Raw genomic sequence first — 19,878 nt, forward strand, 5'->3', positions numbered from 1 at the left:
CTAATGCCCGTCAGTTAAGAAGGCGCGCTGTACTGTGGCGAGGGAGCGCGCGAAGCGGCCCCGCTCTTTGTTGACAAAGAATGGGACTGCTACGCAGTCCAACGGGAGCAAGCTCCCTCGCCACAGCGCTTAAAAGCCGCCCACTCACACAGGAATTCAACCCGCCTTGAGTTCCTTGTGTGGCATGGAGCACGCTTCATCCAAAAACTTCACCACCGTTCCCATGCACGCTTGGCGTTCTTCCACATGGGGCATATGGCTGGAGTCTTCAAACAGCGCCCAGCGCACGTCCGCGATCTCATCCAGGAACGGCTTGACCACCAACGGTGTGGCCTCGTCATGACGGCCGGAAATCACCAGGGTCGGTACCTTGATCGCCGACAATCGGCCGATCACATTCCAGTCTTTCAAGCTGCCGATCACGTGGAATTCGGTCGGGCCGCTCATGGCGTGGTACACCGTCGGGTCAGAATCGACCTGGGCGAAGGTGCGCGCCACTTCCTCCGGCCACGGGTTGACCCGGCATACGTGCTGGTCATAGAAAATCCGCGAGGCGCCAAGGTATTCCGGGTCTTGATACGTGCCGGCCTGTTCGTGCTTGAGCAGGGTTTCGTGCACACCTTCCGGCAGCAGTTTGCGCAGGCGGTTGGCCTCGCTGACCCAGGTGCGCATGCACGTCGGCGAGTTGGCGGGAATGAACGCGCGCAGGCCCTTGGGCTGCAGGATCGCATGCTCGCTGCCGAGCATGCCGCCCCAGGATTGGCCGAGGATCGCGTAGTTGTCGCTGATTTGCAGGTGGTCCAGCAGGTTGTTCAGTTCTTCGAGGAACAGGCTGATGGTCCAGAATGAAGGGTCTTTCTCCGGCAGGTGCGTGGAGCGGCCATTACCCAGTTGGTCGTAGTGAATCACTGCGTGACCGCTGGCGGCAACGTCCTTGAAGGCATCGACGTAGTCGTGGGTGCAGCCGGGGCCGCCATGGATGATCACCAACGGTGTACGGCCGGTGGTCAGGTCGCCCGTAACGCGGTACCAGGTCTGATAGGCGCCAAAGGACGCATAGCCTTCGCGGACTTTTTCGATGAATTCCATTTCGTGCCCTGCTCTGAAAAAAGGATCAGGGACACAATAGTCTGCACAAGAAGTTTAGGTAACTAGCAAAACAGCTAGGTTTTGCCGACGGATCAGCCCTCCAGCAGGCGGTAATGGGTGGCACGTACGACCGCTTGCACGCGGTTCTTGGCCCCCAGTTTGTGCATGGCCGAGGCCAGGTGCAGGGTGACCACCGCCAGGGAACGGCTCAGTTGCGTGGCGATTTCGGCGGCGGTCAGGCCGTCGGCGGCCCATTTCAGGCACTCGCGTTCGCGTTTGGTCAGGTGAATATGTGGGTAGGTCCGCAGCTCTCTGCTGAACAGCGGGTAGGCCGCTTCCTGCAAGGCATGGGTGATGAGGCTGAAATCGGCCAACGTCTGCTGCGCGTCCTTCAATACCGTGCGCGCCTTGCCGGTACGCAGGCCCGTCAACGATGCGAAGCCTCCCCGGGGCAGGTGGATCGGCACGCTGACACCGCAGGTCAACTGCTGCTCATGCAGGTACGAAGACACCGGCGCGTGGCAAGGGTCGATGATCTTTTGCAGGGCGGTCTCGGTTTTCGCCTCGTAGGACCAGACAAAGGGTGACACCGTGCTCAGGGCCAGGTGTTGCACCGGGTCTATCTGGTAAAACCCTTCGCCGCACCATAAGGCTTGCCAGTCGGTCGGTGTGTTGCGCAATTGCAGCACCGAGGGTGTAATCAGTGCACCATTGAGGTCGATGGGCACCGGGGTGTAGTCATACACCAGTGCATCGAAACCCAATTGCTGGGCGAGGGTAAAGGTATTGTCCATCTGCTCGTCCAGGCTCCTGCCTGGTATGAGACGGTCATTGAAGGCGGTTAGCTTGGCCTGCATCCGTTCTGCTCCCGAATTCATTTGAATCTCGACTTGCGGCAAGTAGAATGCCACGCCCCGGCGAAGGACTGCCAGGCCAAACCTATAAGAAATACTAGGTTATGGACGCGCGGCATCCTCGGTAGTGTTGGCCTGATAAACGGCCGCTACCTGCCAGGCTGATACAACACAAGGAATGTATGCATGTGGCGTGAAATTGCCCCCGACCAGCAGTACAACGTGCAAGTCGATGGCCATAACCTCGTGGTCTACAGCTTTGGCGAAGGCGATGAGGTGCTGTTGTGTCTCAACGGTGGCCCGGGCTTGCCGTGTGACTACTTGCGCGACGCCCACGGCTGGCTCAAAATCCATAACCTGCGAGTGGTTGCATTCGACCAGCTTGGCACGGGCGCATCAGCCAGACCGACCGATGTTTCCCTGTGGGAAATCCGCCGTTATGTAGAAGAAGTCGAAACCGTGCGCCAAGCCCTGAACCTGGGCCGGGTGCATTTGCTTGGGCATTCCTGGGGCGGTTGGCTGGGCATCGAGTACGCGATCCATTATCCCGGTGCGCTGAAAAGCCTGATCCTCGAAAACACGGTCGGCGACATTCCCCATCTCTCTCAAGAACTCGAACGCCTGCGCGGTGCCCTCGGCAGCGAAACCGTGGCCATGATGCAGCGCCACGAAGCCATGGGGACCCTGGACCACCCGCAGTACCAGGCGGCCATCACCTTGCTCAACTATCGCCACGTGTGCCGCCTGGACGAGTGGCCGCAGCCGCTCAAGCGCTCCCTTGACGACTGGAACATGGGGCCCTACGAAACCATGCAGGGTCCCAATGAGTTCCTCTATACCGGCAACCTCAAGGACTGGAACCGCATCGCTGAAATGGCCGACTTCAAGATGCCGATCCTGATCACCACTGGCCAGCACGACGAACTGACGCCTGCCTGTGCCATGCGCATGAAGCTGGCAGCCAAGCAGGCTGAATTGCACGTGTTCCCCAACAGTAGCCATATGCCTTTTTATGAGGAGCCCCAGGCATACTTCCCGGTACTGCTGGACTTCCTCGCTCGCCACCGAGGCTGACGGATGAACCTGGCGCGTTACCGTTTTGTACTCTCCCGGCCGCTGCAATTGCTGCCGGTGCTGTTTGGCATCAGCCTGATCACCTTCGTGTTGGTGCGCTCGATTCCCGGCGACCCGGCCCGCGCGCTGCTCGGCTCGCGCAGCACGCCGGACGCCTTGTTGAAAATCCGCGCCCAGTACGGCCTCGACGAACCGTTGTGGCTGCAATATTTCTACTTCCTGAAGAACCTGCTCAGGGGCGACCTCGGCCAATCGCTACTGTACAAGGTCGATGCGCTGAAACTGATCGTCACCCGTATCGAACCGACGCTGGTGCTGGTACTGGGCAGTGTGGTGCTTGCGCTGCTGATTGCGGTGCCGCTGGCGACGTGGGCGGCGCGCAACAAAGGCGGCTGGGCGGACAACCTGATCCGTATATTCACCACGGTCGGCCTTGGGATGCCGGCGTTCTGGCTGGGGTTGATGCTGATCCTGCTGCTCAGCGTGCAATGGGGCTTGTTCCCGGTGTCCGGCTACGGGCGGACCTGGCTGGACAAGGCGCACCATATGGTCCTGCCGTGCTTGACCATCGCCCTGGCGCTGTCGGCGGTGCTGGTGCGCAACCTGCGGGCAAGCATGTTGATGGAATTGCAGGCTGACCATGTCACCGCCGCCCGCGCGCGAGGGCTATCGCAAGCGGCTGTGTTCCGTCGCCATGTACTGCCCAACTCCCTGGTGCCGGCGGTCAACCTGCTGGCGGTCAACATCGGCTGGCTGATCAGCGGCACGGTGGTCATCGAAAGCCTGTTTGCCATTCCGGGCATTGGCCAGTTGCTGGTGCGCGGCATTTTTACCCGGGACTACATGGTGGTGCAGGGCGTGGCGATGGTGCTGGCCTGTGCGACGGTGGTGGTTAACTTTGTGGCGGACGTGGTCACGGTTGCCCTCGACCCCCGGGTGAAGATGCAATGAGCAGCCGCCCACTGATTGCTCCCTGGCGTTTGCGCCTGCCTTTGGGCTTTCGCAATGGCCGGTTCACCGCCGCGTGGGGGCTGTTGATTCTGCTCATCTGGTTGGCCCTGGCGCTGTTTGCACCGTGGATCGCCCCTTATGACCCGATTGCGCAGAACACCGACATCAGTTTGTTGGGGCCCAGCCTGGCCCATCCGTTTGGCACTGATAATTACGGCAGGGACATCCTTTCGAGGGTGATATGGGGGGCACGCGTCGACCTGCAACTGGCGATTATCGGGGTGATCTTCCCGTTCATCATCGGCACCTTCGTCGGTGCCATCTCCGGCTACATCGGCGGGCGCTTCGACAGCTTTTGCATGCGTGTGATCGATGTGATCCTGGCGTTCCCCTTCCTCGTGCTGATGCTGGCAATCATGGCTATCCTCGGGCCCGGCTTGAAGAGTTTTTATATCGCCATGGCGCTGGTGGGCTGGGTGTCCTATGCGCGGCTGATTCGTTCGCAGATCCTGGTGCTCAAAGAGAGCGACTTTGCCCTGGCCGCCAAGAGCCTGGGGTTTGGCCATGGGCGCATCCTGTTCCGGCATCTGCTGCCCAATGCGATGTTTGGCTCGATCGTGTTTTCCATGTCTGACGCGGTGCTGGTGCTGCTCAATGGTGCCGCCGTGAGTTACCTGGGGCTGGGCGTCCAACCGCCGACCGCCGAATGGGGCACCATGGTTGCCGAAGGGCAGGCGTTCATCACCACTGCCTGGTGGATCTGTACGTTCCCGGGCTTGGCCATCGTGACCTTGGCCATGGGATTCAGCCTGCTGGCTGACGGTGTGGCGCAAGTATTGGGGGATCGCTCATGAGCGTGCTTCAAGTGCAGGAGCTCAGTGTGATCGCCACTAATGCCGGGCGTGATGTGACGCTGGTTGATCGCGTGTCCTTCGACCTGGCCGAAGGTGAGATCCTTGGTTTGGTGGGCGAGAGCGGCTCGGGCAAGACCATGGCCTGTCGCGGGCTGATGCGTCTGTTGCCATCGCCCAACCTGCGTGTCCAGGGCGCTGGCGTATGGTTGGCCGGCCAGGACTTGTTGCAGTTGGATGATGCCGGTATGCGTGCTGTGCGTGGCGGGCAGTTAGGCATGATCTTCCAGAACCCCAGCAGCCACCTGGACCCCTTGATGCGCATTGGCGAGCAGATTGCCGAGGGTATCCGCCTGCATCAAGGTGCCTCGAAAAAAGACGCACGCTTGCAGGCTATCGAGGTGTTGCGCCAAGTCGGGATTCCCGACCCGCAAGCGCGGGTCGACAACTACCCCCACGAGTTTTCCGGCGGCATGCGCCAGCGCGCGATGATCGCGGTCGCGCTGGGCTGTAACCCGAAGGTGCTGATCGCCGATGAACCGACCACGGCGCTCGACGTGACGGTGCAGGCGCAGATCCTGCGACTGTTGCTGGACCTTCGTGACCAGCGCGGCTTGTCGATCATCATGATCACCCACGACCTCGGCGTCGTCGCGCAAACCTGCGACTCCATCGCCGTGATGTACGCCGGGCGCCTGTGCGAGCGCGGCAGCAAATATGACCTCTTGGCGCACCCGCAGCATCCCTACACCGCTGGCCTGATCGACTGCCAGCCGGCCCACAGCGCTGGCCATGCCTTGTTGCGCACCATCCCGGGCCAGCCTCCCTTGCTGGACGCGTTGCCCGACGGTTGCCGCTTCAATCCGCGCTGCCCGCAGGTGGGCGCCTTGTGCACCGAACGCCTGCCGCAAGGCACGCGGGTGGCCTGCCACTATCCTATGGGCGTTCGCCCATGAGCCTGTTGCAGATCAAGGATCTTGAGGTGCGCTTTGCCGCGTCCGGCAAGGGTGTGTTCGGCCTGAGCAAGCAGTGGGTGAGGGCGGTGAACGGTGTGTCGCTGAACCTGGCAGCGGGCCAAACCCTGGGCTTGGTCGGTGAGTCCGGCAGCGGCAAAAGTACGCTGGGCCGGGCGATTTTGCACCTCAACCCGATCAGTGCCGGGCAGGTGCTGTTCGATGGCATCGACATGGCCCATGGCAGCGCCATCGACATCGCACGACTGCGCCATGAAACCGCGATGATTTTCCAGGACCCCTATGCCGCGCTGAACCCACGGCACACGATTGGCGAAACCCTTGCCGAGGTCTTGCGCGTACAGCGCAAAGTCACCCCGCAACAGATCCCGGCCCGGGTCAACGAGCTGCTCGAGCTGGTGGGCCTGCGTCCCGAATTGGCCGCCCGCAAACCCGGTTCCCTCAGTGGCGGCCAGTGCCAGCGTGTGGGTATCGCCCGGGCGCTGGCGGTGGAGCCACGTTTGATCATCGCCGACGAATGCGTAGCGGCACTGGATGTGTCGATCCAGGGCCAGATCATCAACCTGTTGCTGGAGCTGCAACAGCGCATGAACCTGGCGATTCTGTTTATCGCCCATGACTTGGCGATCGTGCGTCGCCTGTGCGACCGCGTGGCGGTGATGTACCTGGGCAAGATCGTCGAGGAAGGGCCGGTGGAAGCGGTGTTTACCGCGCCACGTCATCCCTATACCGCTGCGTTGATCGAGGCGATTCCCGAGATCGATCCCTATCGGCCTTTGCCTACGCAACCCTTGCCCGGTGAGCCACCGAGCCCGCTGAATTTGCCTGAAGGCTGTGCCTTTCACCCGCGTTGCCGGTATGCCCGGGCCATGTGTTCCGTGGTATTGCCGCCGACCCATTTCCTGCACGAGCATCGATACAGTTGCGTGCTTGAACAACCGTTGACCCTTTCTGCCGTTATAAACAAGGAGTTATGACATGCAATCGCGCCACTTGAAATTGCTCGCCGCCGCCACGCTGACGGCGTGGTCGCTGACCGCTGGTTTTGCACAAGCCGCTGGGGTCCTGACCATCGGCTGCCGGGAAGACAGCACCACGTTTGACCCGATCAAAAGCGCACAGAACCGCGACACCTGGGTATTCGCCAACGTCTATGACACCCTGGTGCGCGTGGATAACCTGGGCACCAAAATGGAACCGGGCCTGGCAGAAAGCTGGGAGATTTCCAAGGACGGCCTGACCTACACCTTCAAACTGCGTGACGCGAAATTTTCCGATGGCGCGCCGATCACCGCCAGCGATGCCGCCTTCAGCCTGTTGCGCATCCGCGACAACAAGGCGTCGCTGTGGAGTGAACCGTTCAGCCTGATCAACACGGCCAAGGCGTCTGATCCGCAGACCCTGGTGGTGACGCTGAAGACCCCAGCGGTCGCCTTCCTCTCGCAACTGGCCTCGCCGACGGTGTCGATCCTGTCGGAAAAAGCCATGACCCAGATGGGCGAAGATGCCTACTCGGAAAACCCGGTGACTTCCGGTGCGTTTACCGTGGGCGAGTGGCGCAAGGGTGATCGGGTGATCCTGAAGAAGAACCCGAACTTCTGGCAGGCCAGGAACGTGAGCCTCGATGGCGTGGAATGGGTGTCGGTGACCGACGACAACACCCGCATGCGCATGGTGCAGAACAATGAGCTCGACACGGCGATCTTCGTACCGTTCTCCCGCGTGGAAGAACTGAAGAAAGACCAGAACGTGGTGATCCACTCCGACCCGTCCACCCGTGAAGATCACCTGTTGATCAACCATGCTCACGGGCTGCTGGCCAAGCAGCAAGTGCGTGAGGCGCTGGACATGGCCATCGACAAGCAATCGTTGGTCAAGACCGCAACGTACGGCCAAGGCACCGTGGCGTACTCTTACATCCCTAAAGGCTCGCTGTTCCACTACGCCAACAACCTGCAGCGCCCTTACGACCCGACAGCCGCCAAGAAGCTGCTGGCCGATGCCGGTGCCAAGGACTTGAAGCTCAACTACGTGGTCAACGCCGGCAATGAAGCCGATGAGCAGATTGCTGTGATCATCAAGGATCAACTGGCCAAGGTCGGCGTCACCGCCAACTTGCAGAAAGTCGACCCGACCCAGAGCTGGCAGATGTTGGTGGACGGTGAGTACGATATTTCAGTGATGTACTGGACCAACGACATCCTCGACCCGGACCAGAAGACCACCTTCGTGCTGGGCCACGACACCAACCAGAACTACATGACCCGTTACAAGAACGATAAGGTCAAGGAACTGGTAGCTGCGGCGCGCATCGAGGCCGACCCGGTCAAGCGTGAGCAGATGTACGTCGAACTGCAGAAGCTGGCGAAACAGGATGTGAACTGGATCGACTTGTACTACAGCCCTTACATCAACATCTCGCGCAAGAATGTGAGCAACTTCCTGCAGAACCCGTTGGGGCGCTTCACGCTTGAGCAAGTGGTAAAAAACTAAGCGTCAAAGAACACCGTAATACACATGTGGGAGAAGGCAAGCTCCCTCCCACATTTGGTTCAGCGGTGTGTCTTACTGCGCGTCAAACGCCTGCCCATTGATGCCGGCACTGTCCGGCCCCATCAGGTACAGGTACACCGGCATGATCTCTTCCGGTGCCGGTCGTTCCATCGGGTTTTCCCCCGGGTACGCCTGGGCTCGCATGCTGGTGCGTGTGCCGCCCGGGTTGATGCTGTTGGAGCGTACCGCCGCCACGTCGTCGAGCTCATCGGCCAGGGTTTGCATCAAGCCTTCCGTCGCGAATTTCGATACACCGTAGGCGCCCCAGTAAGCGCGGCCTTTACGCCCGACGCTGCTGGAGGTGAACACCACCGATGCATCCTGGGACAGCTTGAGCAACGGCAGCAAGGTGCTGGTCAGCATGAACATCGCGTTGACGTTCACGTGCATCACCCGCATGAAGTTCTCGCCGGACAACTGCTCGATCGGCGTACGCGGGCCGATGATCGAGGCGTTGTGCAGCAGGCCGTCGAGGTGGCCGAACTCTTTTTCGATCATCGCGGCCAGCTCATCGTACTGATGGGGCAGGGCGGTCTCCAGGTTGAAGGGGATCACCACCGGCTGGGGTTGGCCTGCGGCTTCGATCTCGTCATACACCTGGGCCAGGTTGGCTTCGGTCTTGCCCAGCAACAGCACCGTGGCGCCATGGGCGGCATAGGTTTTCGCCGCTGCCGCGCCAATCCCGCGACCGGCACCGGTCACCAGAATCACCCGGCCTTTGAGCAGGTCTGGACGTGCAGAGTAATCAAACATAAACAACCTCGACAGAATTCAGCAGGTTTACGTACACCCATCTTAAAAACAGTGAAGACCCAACGGTGGGAGGGGGCTTGCTCCCGATAGCAGAGTGTCAGCCACTGCATGTATTGACTGACCCACCGCCATCGGGAGCAAGCCCCTCTCACATTGTGATCTTTCATCGGTCAGCAAGATCAGTGAGCCATCAGCAACTGCACAGTGCGCTATCGAGCACCTTGCGCAGTTCCAGTGGGTGATCCACCACGACATCGGCGCCCCAGTTGCGTGGGTTGTCGTCCGGATGGATGTAGCCGAACGTCACCGCCGCCGTGCGGGTGCCGGCATCGCGACCGGACTCGATGTCGCGCAGGTCATCCCCCACGAACAGCACGCTGGCGGGGTCCAGGTCGAGCATCTTGCATGCCAGGATCAGCGGCTCCGGGTCCGGCTTGCTGTTCTTCACGTGGTCCGGGCAGATCAGCAGGGCCGAACGCTCGGCCAGGCCCAGTTGCTGCATGATCGGCTCGGCAAAGCGCAGTGGCTTGTTGGTGACTACGCCCCAGACCAGCTTGGATTTTTCGATGTCTTCCAGCAGTTCGGCCATGCCGTCGAACAGTTTGCTGTGGATTGCGCAGCCCTTGAGGTAGCGCTCGAGGAATTCCAGGCGCAGTGCTTCGAAACCTGGGGATTCCGGGTCCATCGAAAAGGTCACGGCGACCATCGCCCGTGCGCCACCGGAGATCTCGTCGCGGATGTGCTGGGGGTTGATCGGCGCCAGGTCGCGGTCAGCGCGCATGGCCTGGCAGATGGCGATAAAGTCCGGCGCGGTGTCCAGCAGGGTACCGTCCATATCGAAGAGAACCGCTCGCAACTTCACAGGCTTACTCCTCGCGCAGGGTCTGGATCATGTAGTTGACGTCAACGTCGCTGGCCAGCTTGTAGTGCTTGGTCAGTGGGTTGTAGGTCAGGCCGATGATGTCCTTGACGGTCAGCCCGGCCTGGCGGCTCCACGCACCCAGCTCGGACGGGCGGATGAATTTTTTGAAGTCATGGGTGCCGCGCGGCAGCAGCTTCATGATGTATTCGGCGCCGATGATCGCGAACAGGTAAGCCTTGGGGTTGCGGTTGATGGTGGAGAAGAACACCTGGCCGCCCGGCTTGACCATGCGGAAGCAGGCGCGGATCACCGAGGAAGGGTCCGGCACGTGCTCGAGCATCTCAAGGCAGGTGACCACGTCGAACTGCTCAGGCATTTCCTCGGCCAGGTCTTCGGCGGTGATCTGCCGGTACTCCACGCTCACGCCCGATTCCAGTTGGTGCAGCTGGGCCACGGCCAGCGGCGCTTCGCCCATGTCGATGCCCATCACGGTAGCGCCGCGCTGGGCCATGGCCTCACTGAGGATGCCGCCACCGCAACCGACGTCCAGCACCTTTTTGCCGGCCAGGTTGACGCGTTCGTCAATCCAGTTGACTCGCAACGGGTTGATATCGTGCAGCGGCTTGAACTCGCTTTCGCGGTCCCACCAGCGGTGAGCCAGGGCTTCGAACTTGGCGATTTCGGCGTGATCGACGTTACTCATGGTGCATCCTCTAAATCTGATAAATCGGTTTGCAGGTTCCGAACCCAGGGGGTCAGCGCCAGCGTTATTCGTGATGCCCGCTGATGCGTTGGCCCCAGGCGATGGCCGTGGCGGTCAACTGGGGTTCGTCCATGCGGGTCAATTGCCGGTCGTCGAGCAATTGCTTGCCGGCGACCCAAAGGTGTTTCACGCAATCGCGCCCGGTGGCATATATAAGCTGTGAGACCGGATCGTAGATCGGTTGTTGCGCCAGCCCCGACAGATCAAAAGCGACCATGTCCGCCGCCTTGCCGACTTCCAGCGAGCCAATCTCGCTTTCCAGGCCCATGGCCCGCGCACCGTTGAGGGTGGCCATGCGCAATGCGCGGTGGGCATCCAGGGCGGTGGCGGAACCGGCAACGGCCTTGGCCAGCATCGCGGCGGTGCGGGTTTCGCCCAGCAGGTCCAGGTCATTGTTGCTGGCGGCGCCGTCGGTGCCGATGGCCACATTGACCCCAGCCTGCCACAGACGCTCCACCGGGCAAAAGCCGCTGGCCAGTTTCAGGTTCGATTCCGGGCAATGGATGATGCTGGTGTTGCTTTCTACCAGCAAAGCCAGGTCATCCTCGCTGATTTGGGTCATATGAACGGCCTGGAAGCGTGGGCCCAGTAGCCCGAGGCGGCCCAGGCGCGCCAATGGCCGCTCGCCGCTCTTCTCGACGGCCTGTTGGACCTCGAACGCGGTTTCGTGCACATGCATATGGATCGTGGCATCCAGCTCTTCGGCGATCACCCGGATTTTTTCCAGGTTGTCATCGCTCACGGTGTAGGGCGCGTGAGGGCCGAAGGCGATCTTGATGCGTGGGTGGTGCTTGAGGTCGCCGAACAGCTCGACACCCTGGCGAATGGCCTCATCGGCGCTGCCGGCGCCGGGCGTCGGGAAGTCGAGGATCGGAATCGCGATCTGTGCGCGTATGCCGCTGTTGTGCACGCAGTCGCTGGCGACCTTGGGGTAGAAGTACATGTCGCTGAAGCACGTGATGCCGCCCTTGAGCTGTTCGGCGATGGCCAGGTCGGTGCCGTCACGCACGAACGCTTCGTCGACCCACTTGGCCTCGGCGGGCCAGATGTGTTTCTCCAGCCAGGTCATCAGCGGCAGGTCGTCGGCCAGGCCACGAAACAGGCTCATTGCCGCATGGCCGTGGGCATTGATCAGGCCGGGGCTGAGCAGCATGCCGGGCAGCTCGCGAACTTCGCTGGCTGCCAGCTTCAAGGCCGCGGCCCGTGGCCCGATAAAGGCAATGCGCCCATCGCGGATGCCCAGGCCATGTTCCTTCAGTACCACGCCGGCAGGTTCGACAGGTACCAGCCAGGTCGGCAGCAGCAACACGTCGAGCGGGGCGGCAGTAGAGGTCATCGCAGGCTTCTTCCCGGGCAGCTATAAAAGAAGGGCGAAGTATACCCGAGCGTCCTGGCTGGCGGATCGCTATAATCGGCGGCTTTTGTTCATGAGTGCGGGGTAAGGGATGCGCGACCGACTGTTAGCTGCAGAGAAAGTGAAGGCCATCGATTGGCGTGATGGCGCGCTGTATCTGCTCGACCAGCGTGTTTTGCCGTCCCGGGAGAGCTGGGTGGCTTGCAACACGGTTGAGGCGGTGGCCGAGGCTATCCGCTCGATGACCGTGCGGGGTGCGTCGGCTATCGGAATCACCGCAGCCTATGGCCTGGTCCTGGCAGCTCGCAAGCGTGTCGCTGAGGGAGGGGACTGGCAAGCCGCGTGGGAAGAAGACTACGCACTGCTGGCCGATACGCGTCCGACCGCATCGAATCTGTTCTGGGCCTTGAAGCGCATGCGCGACCGTCTGGATCGCCTCAAAAAGCACGCCGACCCGCTGGCGGCGCTGGAAGCCGAAGCTGTCGCGATCCATGACAGTGATCGGGTGGCCAACCTGACGATGGCCCAGTTGGGCGTCGAGCTGATCCGCAAGCACCAGGGCAATGCCCAGGCGATCCTGACCCATGGCAATGCCGGCGCGCTCGCCACGGGTGGTGTCGGCACGGCACTCGGGGTGATTCGCGCCGCGTTTCTGGAGGGCATGGTCGAGCAGGTTTACGTCAACGAAACCCGGCCTTGGCTGCAAGGTTCGCGGCTGACGGCCTGGGAACTGGCGGGCGAGGGCATTCCGGTCCGGCTGAATGCGGACTCGGCGGGTGCGCATATCCTCAAGACCAAAGGTGTGACGTGGGTGGTTGTCGGCGCCGATTGCATCGCCGCCAACGGTGATGTGATCAGCAAGATCGGCACCTATCAGTTGGCGGTCTGCGCCATGCACCATGGCGTGCGCTTCATGGTGGTGGCGCCGAGCTCTACCCTCGATCTGATGATGGCCACAGGTGATGATGCCGCCTTGGAAGAGCGCGATGCCAGTGAGTTGTTGGACGTCAACGGCCAGCGGTTGGAGGTGAATGCCTTCAACCCGGTGTTTGATGTAACCCCGGCCGACCTGATCGACGTGATCGTGACCGAAAAAGGCATTGTCGAACGGCCGGACGCGGCCAAGCTGGCCAAGTTGATGTGCCGTAAGCGCCTGCATTGAGGGCTGTAGTGCCTGTCAGATTGCAATCGGGGGCAAGCCCCCTCCCACACTTGGGCTGTGAACACATTCAAATGTGGGAGGGGGCTTGCCCCCGATTGGTCATCAAAGTCAATAATTCTCTCGGATCTGCCCCCTTAAAATTGCATCAACCCAGCTCTGAGCCCCTCTCGTCCCCCTCAAGCCTGTCATCCGTCAACTTACTATGCTCCATGCGCATCAGGGGGATAGGTGCGTGGCGGCGATTGTGATAACATCCGGCGGTTTCCAGGGTTGCCCCGAGGGGTGGCCTATAACGTGCAGATCCGTGTCATAACTCGTTGATTTGTCGTAAGTCGTTGTCAGGCACTCTGCCGGCAGCGGCGAGCTTCGTTCGTCCCATAGGATGTGACGAGGTTTCACCCGAAAAAGGAATCAGGCTTCTCATGGGCGAACTGGCCAAAGAAATCCTCCCGGTCAATATCGAAGACGAGCTGAAACAGTCCTACCTCGACTACGCGATGAGCGTAATTGTCGGTCGGGCACTGCCTGATGCGCGCGATGGCTTGAAGCCCGTGCATCGGCGTGTGCTGTTCGCGATGAGCGAGCTGGGTAACGACTGGAACAAGCCGTACAAGAAATCTGCCCGTGTTGTCGGTGACGTGATCGGTAAGTATCACCCTCACGGCGACACTGCGGTGTACGACACCATCGTTCGGATGGCCCAGCCGTTTTCCCTGCGCTACCTGCTGGTAGATGGCCAGGGCAACTTCGGTTCGGTCGACGGCGACAACGCCGCGGCCATGCGATACACCGAAGTGCGCATGACCAAGCTGGCGCACGAGCTGCTGGCCGACCTGCATAAAGAAACCGTGGACTGGGTGCCGAACTACGACGGCACCGAGATGATCCCGGCTGTCATGCCCACCAAGATTCCCAACCTGTTGGTCAACGGCTCCAGCGGTATCGCCGTGGGCATGGCCACCAATATCCCGCCGCACAACCTCGGTGAAGTCATCGATGGTTGCCTGGCCCTTATCGACAACCCTGAGCTGACCGTCGATGAGCTGATGCAATACATCCCGGGCCCGGACTTCCCGACCGCTGCGATCATCAATGGTCGCGCCGGTATCATCGAAGCCTACCGTACCGGTCGCGGCCGCATTTACATGCGCGCCCGCTCGATGATCGAAGACATCGACAAGGTCGGTGGCCGCCAGCAGATCGTCATCACCGAACTGCCTTACCAGTTGAACAAGGCGCGTCTGATCGAGAAGATCGCCGAGCTGGTAAAAGAGAAGAAGCTGGAAGGCATCACCGAGCTGCGCGACGAGTCCGACAAAGACGGTATGCGCGTGGTGATCGAGCTGCGTCGTGGTGAAGTGCCTGAGGTGATCCTCAACAACCTCTACGCTCAGACCCAGCTGCAAAGCGTGTTTGGTATCAACGTGGTGGCACTGATCGACGGTCGCCCACGTATCCTGAACCTCAAGGATCTGCTGGAAGCCTTCGTACGTCACCGTCGCGAAGTGGTCACCCGTCGTACCGTGTTCGAACTGCGCAAGGCTCGCGAGCGTGGGCACATCCTGGAAGGCCAGGCGGTGGCACTGTCGAACATCGACCCGGTGATCGCCCTGATCAAGGCCTCGCCAACCCCGTCGGAAGCCAAGGAAGCGCTGATCAGCACGCCTTGGGAATCCAGCGCCGTGGTGGCCATGGTCGAACGTGCCGGTGCCGACTCCTGCCGTCCGGAGACCCTGGACCCGCAATACGGCCTGCGTGAAGGCAAGTACTTCCTGTCGCCGGAACAGGCCCAGGCCATCCTGGAGCTGCGCCTGCACCGCCTGACCGGCCTGGAGCACGAGAAGCTGCTGGCCGAGTACCAGGAGATCCTCAACCAGATCGGCGAGTTGATCCGCATCCTCAGCAGCGCCGTGCGCCTGATGGAAGTGATCCGCGAAGAACTGGAAGTGATCCGCGCCGAATACGGCGATGTGCGCCGCACCGAGATCCTCGATGCGCGCCTCGACCTGACCCTGGGTGACATGATCCCGGAAGAAGAGCGCGTGGTGACCATCTCCCACGGTGGCTACGCCAAGACCCAGCCATTGGCTGCGTACCAGGCCCAGCGCCGTGGCGGTAAAGGTAAGTCGGCTACCGGCGTGAAGGATGAGGACTACATCGCTCACCTGCTGGTCGCCAACAGCCACACCACGCTGCTGCTGTTCTCCAGCAAGGGCAAGGTGTACTGGCTCAAGACCTACGAAATCCCGGAAGCCTCCCGTGCTGCCCGTGGTCGTCCGTTGGTCAACCTGCTGCCGCTGGACAGTGATGAATACATCACCACCATGTTGCCGGTCGACGAATACACCGAAGGTCACTTCATCTTCATGGCTACCGCCAAAGGCACCGTGAAGAAGACCCCGCTGGAATCCTTCAGCCGTCAGCGCAGCGTGGGCCTGATTGCCCTGGAGCTGGACGAAGGCGACGTACTGATTTCGGCCGCCATCACCGATGGCGAGCGTGAAGTCATGCTGTTCTCCGACGGCGGCAAAGTGACGCGCTTCAAGGAATCCGACGTGCGCGCCATGGGCCGTACCGCCCGCGGTGTACGCGGTATGCGCCTGCCGGAAGGGCAGAAGCTGATTTCGATGCTGATCCCGGAAGAAGGCAGCCAGATCCTCACCGCTTCGGCGCGTGGTTATGGCAAGCGTACTGCCATCAGCGAGTTCCCGGAGTACAAGCGCGGCGGCCAGGGTGTTATCGCCATGGTCAGCAACGACCGCAACGGCCGTCTGGTTGGCGCGGTACAGGTGCTCGATGGCGAGGAAATCATGCTGATTTCCGACCAGGGCACCCTGGTGCGTACCCGTGTGGCTGAAGTCTCGAGCCTGGGGCGTAACACCCAGGGCGTGACGCTGATCAAGCTGGCCAACGACGAAACGCTGGTGGGTCTGGAGCGTGTCCAGGAACCATCGGAAGTCGAAGGCGAGGAGCTGGAAGGCGAAGAAGGGATTGCGCTTGAGGGGCAAGTGATCGGCGATGCCGATGACGGCGTCGACGAGCCAACCCTCGACGCTGCCGCAGACGAAGAAGAACCGCAGGAATAAGCGGACACACAGGGGGCGGATGAAGATTCGCCCCCTTGTTGTTTGTCCGGATGGAAATATCGATACCCGTGCAGATCCAGCTGTGGGAGGGGGCTTGCTCCCGATTGCGGAGTGTCAGCGGCACATAGGCTGACTGACCCACCGCCTTCGCGAGTAAGCCCGCTCCCACACGGGATCCGGTGTCGGCAGATATGTTTGCGTGACTACCACCAGACCAGAGTGAGATTGGATGTGAGCAAGAGAGCCTATAACTTCTGTGCCGGTCCCGCGGCGCTTCCTGAAGCAGTCCTGCAGCGTGCGCAGGGTGAACTCCTCGACTGGCATGGAAAAGGCCTCTCCGTGATGGAAATGAGCCATCGCAGCGATGAGTTCGTGTCCATCGCCACCAAGGCCGAGCAGGACCTGCGCGACTTGCTGGACATCCCATCCAACTACAAAGTGTTGTTCCTGCAGGGCGGCGCCAGCCAGCAGTTCGCCCAGCTGCCGCTGAACCTGTTGCCGGAAGAAGGCACTGCCGACTATATCGACACCGGTATCTGGGGGCAGAAGGCCATTGAAGAGGCTTCCCGTTACGGTCACGTCAACGTGGCGGGCACCGCCAAGCCTTATGACTACTTCGCCATTCCCGGCCAGAACGAGTGGAAGTTGTCGAAGAATGCGTCCTACGTTCACTACGTAGCGAACGAAACCATTGGCGGCCTGGAGTTCGACTGGGTACCTGAGGTGGGTGATGTTCCGCTGGTGTGCGACATGTCTTCGGACATTCTTTCGCGCCCGATCGATGTGTCCAGGTACGGCATGATCTACGCCGGCGCACAGAAGAACATCGGCCCGAGCGGCATCCTGGTCAATATCATTCGTGAAGACCTGCTGGGTCGCGCTCGTTCGTTGTGCCCGACCATGCTCAACTACAAGGTCGCGGCTGATAACGGCTCGATGTACAACACGCCACCTGCCTTCGCCTGGTACCTGTCGGGCCTGGTGTTCGAGTGGCTGAAAGAGCAGGGCGGTGTGGCCGCCATGGGCAAGCTCAATGAAGAGAAGAAGCGCACGCTCTACGACTTCATCGACGCCAGCGACTTGTACAGCAACCCGATCAACCTGACCGACCGTTCGTGGATGAACGTGCCGTTCCGTTTGGCCGATGATCGCCTGGACAAGCCATTCCTGGCAGGTGCTGACGCGCGTGGCCTGCTGAACCTCAAGGGCCACCGTTCGGTGGGTGGCATGCGCGCCTCCATTTATAACGCTGTCGACATCCACGCCATCAAGGCGTTGGTGGCCTACATGGCAGAGTTCGAAAAGGAACACGGCTAATGTCTGAGCAAGAACTCAAGGCCCTGCGCGTACGCATTGATAGCCTGGATGAGAAAGTCCTGGAACTGATCAGTGAGCGCGCGCGGTGTGCCCAGGAAGTGGCACGGGTGAAGATGGCGTCCCTGGCGGAAGGCGAGGTGCCGGTATTTTACCGGCCTGAGCGTGAGGCCCAGGTGCTCAAGCGTGTCATGGAGCGCAACAAGGGCCCGCTGGGCAATGAAGAGATGGCGCGGTTGTTCCGCGAAATCATGTCTTCGTGCCTGGCTCTCGAACAGCCGCTGAAAGTGGCCTACCTCGGCCCTGAAGGTACGTTTACCCAGGCGGCGGCCATGAAGCACTTTGGTCACGCGGTGATCAGCAAGCCCATGGCGGCGATCGACGAAGTGTTCCGTGAAGTGGCGGCCGGTGCGGTGAACTTTGGCGTGGTGCCGGTGGAAAACTCCACTGAAGGCGCAGTCAACCACACACTGGACAGCTTCCTCGAGCACGACATGGTGATCTGCGGTGAAGTCGAGCTGCGTATCCACCACCACCTGTTGGTGGGCGAGAACACCAAGACTGACAGCATCAGCCGTATCTATTCCCATGCCCAGTCGCTGGCCCAGTGCCGTAAGTGGCTGGATGCGCACTACCCGAATGTGGAGCGCGTGGCGGTCTCCAGTAACGCCGAAGCCGCCAAGCGGGTCAAGGGTGAGTGGAACTCGGCGGCGATTGCCGGCGATATGGCGGCGGGCTTGTACGGCCTGACGCGCCTGGCCGAGAAGATCGAGGATCGCCCGGACAACTCCACGCGCTTCTTGATGATCGGCAGCCAGGAAGTACCGCCAACCGGCGACGACAAGACGTCGATCATCGTCTCCATGAGCAACAAGCCTGGTGCGCTGCATGAGCTGCTGGTGCCGTTCCACGATAACGGGATTGACCTGACGCGCATCGAGACTCGTCCTTCGCGCAGCGGTAAATGGACTTATGTGTTCTTTATCGACTTCATCGGCCATCACCGTGACCCGCTGGTCAAGGGCGTGCTGGAGAAAATCAGTCAGGAAGCCGTGGCACTCAAGGTGCTGGGCTCTTACCCGAAAGCGGTTTTGTGAGGCTTTAACATGAGTGGCAACTTCCTCGCCCTGGCTCAGCCGGGCGTGCAACAACTGTCGCCTTACGTGCCGGGTAAGCCTGTGGACGAGTTGGCGCGTGAGTTGAACCTGGACCCGGCAAAGATCGTCAAGCTGGCCAGTAACGAAAACCCGCTGGGCCCAAGCCCCAAAGTGTTGGCGGCGATTCGTGAAGAGCTGGCCGAGCTGACCCGTTATCCGGATGGCAACGGCTTTGCCCTCAAGTCCCTGCTGGCCGAAAATTGCCGGGTCGAATTGAACCAGGTGACCTTGGGCAACGGCTCCAACGACATCCTTGAGCTGGTAGGGCGCGCTTACCTGGCGCCTGGCTTGAATGCCGTGTTCAGCGAGCACGCCTTTGCGGTCTACCCGATCGTCACTCAGGCGGTGGGCGCAGAGGCCCGCGTTATTCCGGCCAAGGATTGGGGGCATGATTTGCCCGCGATGTTGGCCGCTATCGACGCGCAGACTCGCGTTGTGTTTATCGCCAATCCAAATAATCCGACGGGTACCTGGTTCGATGCGCAAGCCTTGAACGACTTCCTGCAAGACGTGCCCGGGCATGTGCTGGTGGTACTGGATGAGGCTTATATCGAGTATGCCGAAGGCAGCGATCTGCCGGATGGGCTGGATTTCCTGGCGGCTTACCCGAACCTGCTGGTGTCGCGCACCTTCTCCAAGGCGTATGGCTTGGCGTCGCTGCGGGTTGGCTACGGCTTGTCCACGGCGGTGGTGGCTGATGTGCTGAACCGCGTGCGTCAACCCTTCAATGTCAACAGCCTGGCCCTGGCGGCCGCCTGTGCGGCGGTGAAGGATGCCGAGTACCTGGAAGAAAGCCGTCGCCTCAACGAGAGCGGCATGCTGCAGTTGCAGGAAGGCTTGCGTGAGTTGGGCCTGGGCTGGATTCCCTCCAAGGGTAACTTCATTTGCGTTGACCTTGGCCAAGTGGCTGCGCCTGTGTTCCAGGGCCTGTTGCGCGAAGGCGTGATCGTGCGCCCCGTGGCCAACTACGGCATGCCGAACCACCTGCGTATCACCATCGGTTTGCCGGCTGAAAACAGCCGCTTCCTGGAGGCGTTGGCCAAGGTCCTGGCTCGTGGTTGATGTCACTGCATTGCAACCT

Annotated in this window: 17 protein-coding genes; 11 read left to right on the plus strand and 6 right to left on the minus strand. The window is 61.0% G+C overall.

Features of this window, described 5'->3' with window-relative positions:
• Positions 1 to 156: 156 nt before the first annotated feature.
• Together M5B43_RS22235 and M5B43_RS22240 are read right to left on the minus strand one after the other, a co-directional pair.
• Positions 157 to 1,089, minus strand: a complete 933-nt coding sequence (locus M5B43_RS22235; protein WP_248752096.1) for a proline iminopeptidase-family hydrolase — start codon at positions 1,087 to 1,089, stop codon at positions 157 to 159.
• Between the two features lie 92 nt (positions 1,090 to 1,181).
• A complete protein-coding gene (locus tag M5B43_RS22240) occupies positions 1,182 to 1,946 on the minus strand; it encodes a LuxR family transcriptional regulator (RefSeq protein ID WP_248752097.1) in 765 nt (254 codons plus the stop codon).
• A 183-nt stretch (positions 1,947 to 2,129) separates the two neighbouring features.
• Between M5B43_RS22240 and M5B43_RS22245 the strand changes: the two genes are divergently transcribed.
• The 6 genes from M5B43_RS22245 to M5B43_RS22270 are packed head-to-tail and all read left to right on the plus strand — an operon-like array spanning position 2,130 to position 8,286.
• Complete coding sequence (locus tag M5B43_RS22245) at positions 2,130 to 3,017, plus strand: proline iminopeptidase-family hydrolase (RefSeq protein ID WP_248752098.1); 888 nt, start codon at positions 2,130 to 2,132, stop codon at positions 3,015 to 3,017.
• A gap of 3 nt (positions 3,018 to 3,020) precedes the next feature.
• A complete protein-coding gene (locus M5B43_RS22250; RefSeq protein WP_248752099.1) occupies positions 3,021 to 3,968 on the plus strand; it encodes an ABC transporter permease in 948 nt (315 codons plus the stop codon).
• Entirely contained in the window at positions 3,965 to 4,822 is an 858-nt protein-coding gene (locus M5B43_RS22255; protein WP_248752100.1) for an ABC transporter permease, read from the plus strand. Before M5B43_RS22250 ends, M5B43_RS22255 begins: the two co-directional genes overlap by 4 nt.
• Positions 4,819 to 5,775 (plus strand): ABC transporter ATP-binding protein, encoded by a 957-nt coding sequence (locus M5B43_RS22260; protein WP_248752101.1) that lies wholly within the window; start codon positions 4,819 to 4,821, stop codon positions 5,773 to 5,775. The genes M5B43_RS22255 and M5B43_RS22260 overlap by 4 nt, the downstream gene beginning before the upstream one ends.
• Complete coding sequence (locus tag M5B43_RS22265) at positions 5,772 to 6,770, plus strand: ABC transporter ATP-binding protein (protein ID WP_248752102.1); 999 nt, start codon at positions 5,772 to 5,774, stop codon at positions 6,768 to 6,770. Before M5B43_RS22260 ends, M5B43_RS22265 begins: the two co-directional genes overlap by 4 nt.
• 1 nt (position 6,771) lies before the next feature.
• Entirely contained in the window at positions 6,772 to 8,286 is a 1,515-nt protein-coding gene (locus M5B43_RS22270) for an ABC transporter substrate-binding protein (RefSeq protein ID WP_248752103.1), read from the plus strand.
• 72 nt (positions 8,287 to 8,358) lie between these two features.
• Here the strand turns inward: M5B43_RS22270 and M5B43_RS22275 are convergent, their stop codons facing one another.
• From M5B43_RS22275 to M5B43_RS22290, 4 genes are all read right to left on the minus strand, one after another.
• Positions 8,359 to 9,099, minus strand: a complete 741-nt coding sequence (locus M5B43_RS22275) for a YciK family oxidoreductase (protein ID WP_248752104.1) — start codon at positions 9,097 to 9,099, stop codon at positions 8,359 to 8,361.
• Between the two features lie 190 nt (positions 9,100 to 9,289).
• Positions 9,290 to 9,961 (minus strand): N-acetylmuramic acid 6-phosphate phosphatase MupP, encoded by a 672-nt coding sequence (gene mupP / locus M5B43_RS22280; protein ID WP_248752105.1) that lies wholly within the window; start codon positions 9,959 to 9,961, stop codon positions 9,290 to 9,292.
• Positions 9,962 to 9,965: 4 nt separating this feature from the next.
• Positions 9,966 to 10,664, minus strand: coding sequence for a bifunctional 2-polyprenyl-6-hydroxyphenol methylase/3-demethylubiquinol 3-O-methyltransferase UbiG (gene ubiG, locus M5B43_RS22285; protein WP_122305469.1), 699 nt, complete (start codon positions 10,662 to 10,664; stop codon positions 9,966 to 9,968).
• 64 nt (positions 10,665 to 10,728) lie between these two features.
• Positions 10,729 to 12,060: a TRZ/ATZ family hydrolase gene (locus M5B43_RS22290; RefSeq protein WP_248752106.1), complete on the minus strand. Its 1,332-nt coding sequence runs from the start codon at positions 12,058 to 12,060 to the stop codon at positions 10,729 to 10,731.
• Positions 12,061 to 12,169: 109 nt separating this feature from the next.
• On the opposite strand from M5B43_RS22290, the gene mtnA reads away from it, so the two are divergent.
• The 5 genes from mtnA (at position 12,170) to hisC (ending at position 19,859) form a co-directional block, all read left to right on the plus strand.
• Positions 12,170 to 13,240: an S-methyl-5-thioribose-1-phosphate isomerase gene (gene mtnA / locus M5B43_RS22295; protein ID WP_248752107.1), complete on the plus strand. Its 1,071-nt coding sequence runs from the start codon at positions 12,170 to 12,172 to the stop codon at positions 13,238 to 13,240.
• A gap of 422 nt (positions 13,241 to 13,662) precedes the next feature.
• Positions 13,663 to 16,326 (plus strand): DNA gyrase subunit A, encoded by a 2,664-nt coding sequence (gyrA, locus tag M5B43_RS22300; RefSeq protein WP_248752108.1) that lies wholly within the window; start codon positions 13,663 to 13,665, stop codon positions 16,324 to 16,326.
• Positions 16,327 to 16,557: 231 nt separating this feature from the next.
• The gene (gene serC / locus M5B43_RS22305) at positions 16,558 to 17,643 is read left to right on the plus strand and encodes a 3-phosphoserine/phosphohydroxythreonine transaminase (protein WP_248752109.1); all 1,086 of its coding nucleotides are present in this window, start codon (positions 16,558 to 16,560) and stop codon (positions 17,641 to 17,643) included.
• Complete coding sequence (pheA, locus tag M5B43_RS22310; RefSeq protein ID WP_003172650.1) at positions 17,643 to 18,737, plus strand: prephenate dehydratase; 1,095 nt, start codon at positions 17,643 to 17,645, stop codon at positions 18,735 to 18,737. Before serC ends, pheA begins: the two co-directional genes overlap by 1 nt.
• A 9-nt stretch (positions 18,738 to 18,746) precedes the next feature.
• The gene (gene hisC / locus M5B43_RS22315) at positions 18,747 to 19,859 is read left to right on the plus strand and encodes a histidinol-phosphate transaminase (protein ID WP_248752110.1); all 1,113 of its coding nucleotides are present in this window, start codon (positions 18,747 to 18,749) and stop codon (positions 19,857 to 19,859) included.
• Positions 19,860 to 19,878: the final 19 nt, after the last annotated feature.

The sequence above is a fragment of the Pseudomonas sp. MWU15-20650 genome, from assembly GCF_023242475.1.
Taxonomy (GTDB): domain Bacteria; phylum Pseudomonadota; class Gammaproteobacteria; order Pseudomonadales; family Pseudomonadaceae; genus Aquipseudomonas.

Bases quoted from the DNA above. Each gene is read 5' to 3' on its own strand.
- M5B43_RS22245 (WP_248752098.1), top strand. From the start codon at position 2,130: ATGTGGCGTGAAATTGCCCCCGACCAGCAGTACAACGTGCAAGTCGAT.
- hisC (WP_248752110.1), top strand. From the start codon at position 18,747: ATGAGTGGCAACTTCCTCGCCCTGGCTCAGCCGGGCGTGCAACAACTG.
- M5B43_RS22235 (WP_248752096.1), bottom strand. From the start codon at position 1,089: ATGGAATTCATCGAAAAAGTCCGCGAAGGCTATGCGTCCTTTGGCGCC.
- M5B43_RS22275 (WP_248752104.1), bottom strand. From the start codon at position 9,099: ATGTTTGATTACTCTGCACGTCCAGACCTGCTCAAAGGCCGGGTGATT.
- pheA (WP_003172650.1), top strand. From the start codon at position 17,643: ATGTCTGAGCAAGAACTCAAGGCCCTGCGCGTACGCATTGATAGCCTG.
- M5B43_RS22240 (WP_248752097.1), bottom strand. From the start codon at position 1,946: ATGCAGGCCAAGCTAACCGCCTTCAATGACCGTCTCATACCAGGCAGG.
- M5B43_RS22270 (WP_248752103.1), top strand. From the start codon at position 6,772: ATGCAATCGCGCCACTTGAAATTGCTCGCCGCCGCCACGCTGACGGCG.
- M5B43_RS22265 (WP_248752102.1), top strand. From the start codon at position 5,772: ATGAGCCTGTTGCAGATCAAGGATCTTGAGGTGCGCTTTGCCGCGTCC.
- M5B43_RS22290 (WP_248752106.1), bottom strand. From the start codon at position 12,060: ATGACCTCTACTGCCGCCCCGCTCGACGTGTTGCTGCTGCCGACCTGG.
- mtnA (WP_248752107.1), top strand. From the start codon at position 12,170: ATGCGCGACCGACTGTTAGCTGCAGAGAAAGTGAAGGCCATCGATTGG.
- ubiG (WP_122305469.1), bottom strand. From the start codon at position 10,664: ATGAGTAACGTCGATCACGCCGAAATCGCCAAGTTCGAAGCCCTGGCT.
- M5B43_RS22255 (WP_248752100.1), top strand. From the start codon at position 3,965: ATGAGCAGCCGCCCACTGATTGCTCCCTGGCGTTTGCGCCTGCCTTTG.
- gyrA (WP_248752108.1), top strand. From the start codon at position 13,663: ATGGGCGAACTGGCCAAAGAAATCCTCCCGGTCAATATCGAAGACGAG.
- M5B43_RS22260 (WP_248752101.1), top strand. From the start codon at position 4,819: ATGAGCGTGCTTCAAGTGCAGGAGCTCAGTGTGATCGCCACTAATGCC.
- M5B43_RS22250 (WP_248752099.1), top strand. From the start codon at position 3,021: ATGAACCTGGCGCGTTACCGTTTTGTACTCTCCCGGCCGCTGCAATTG.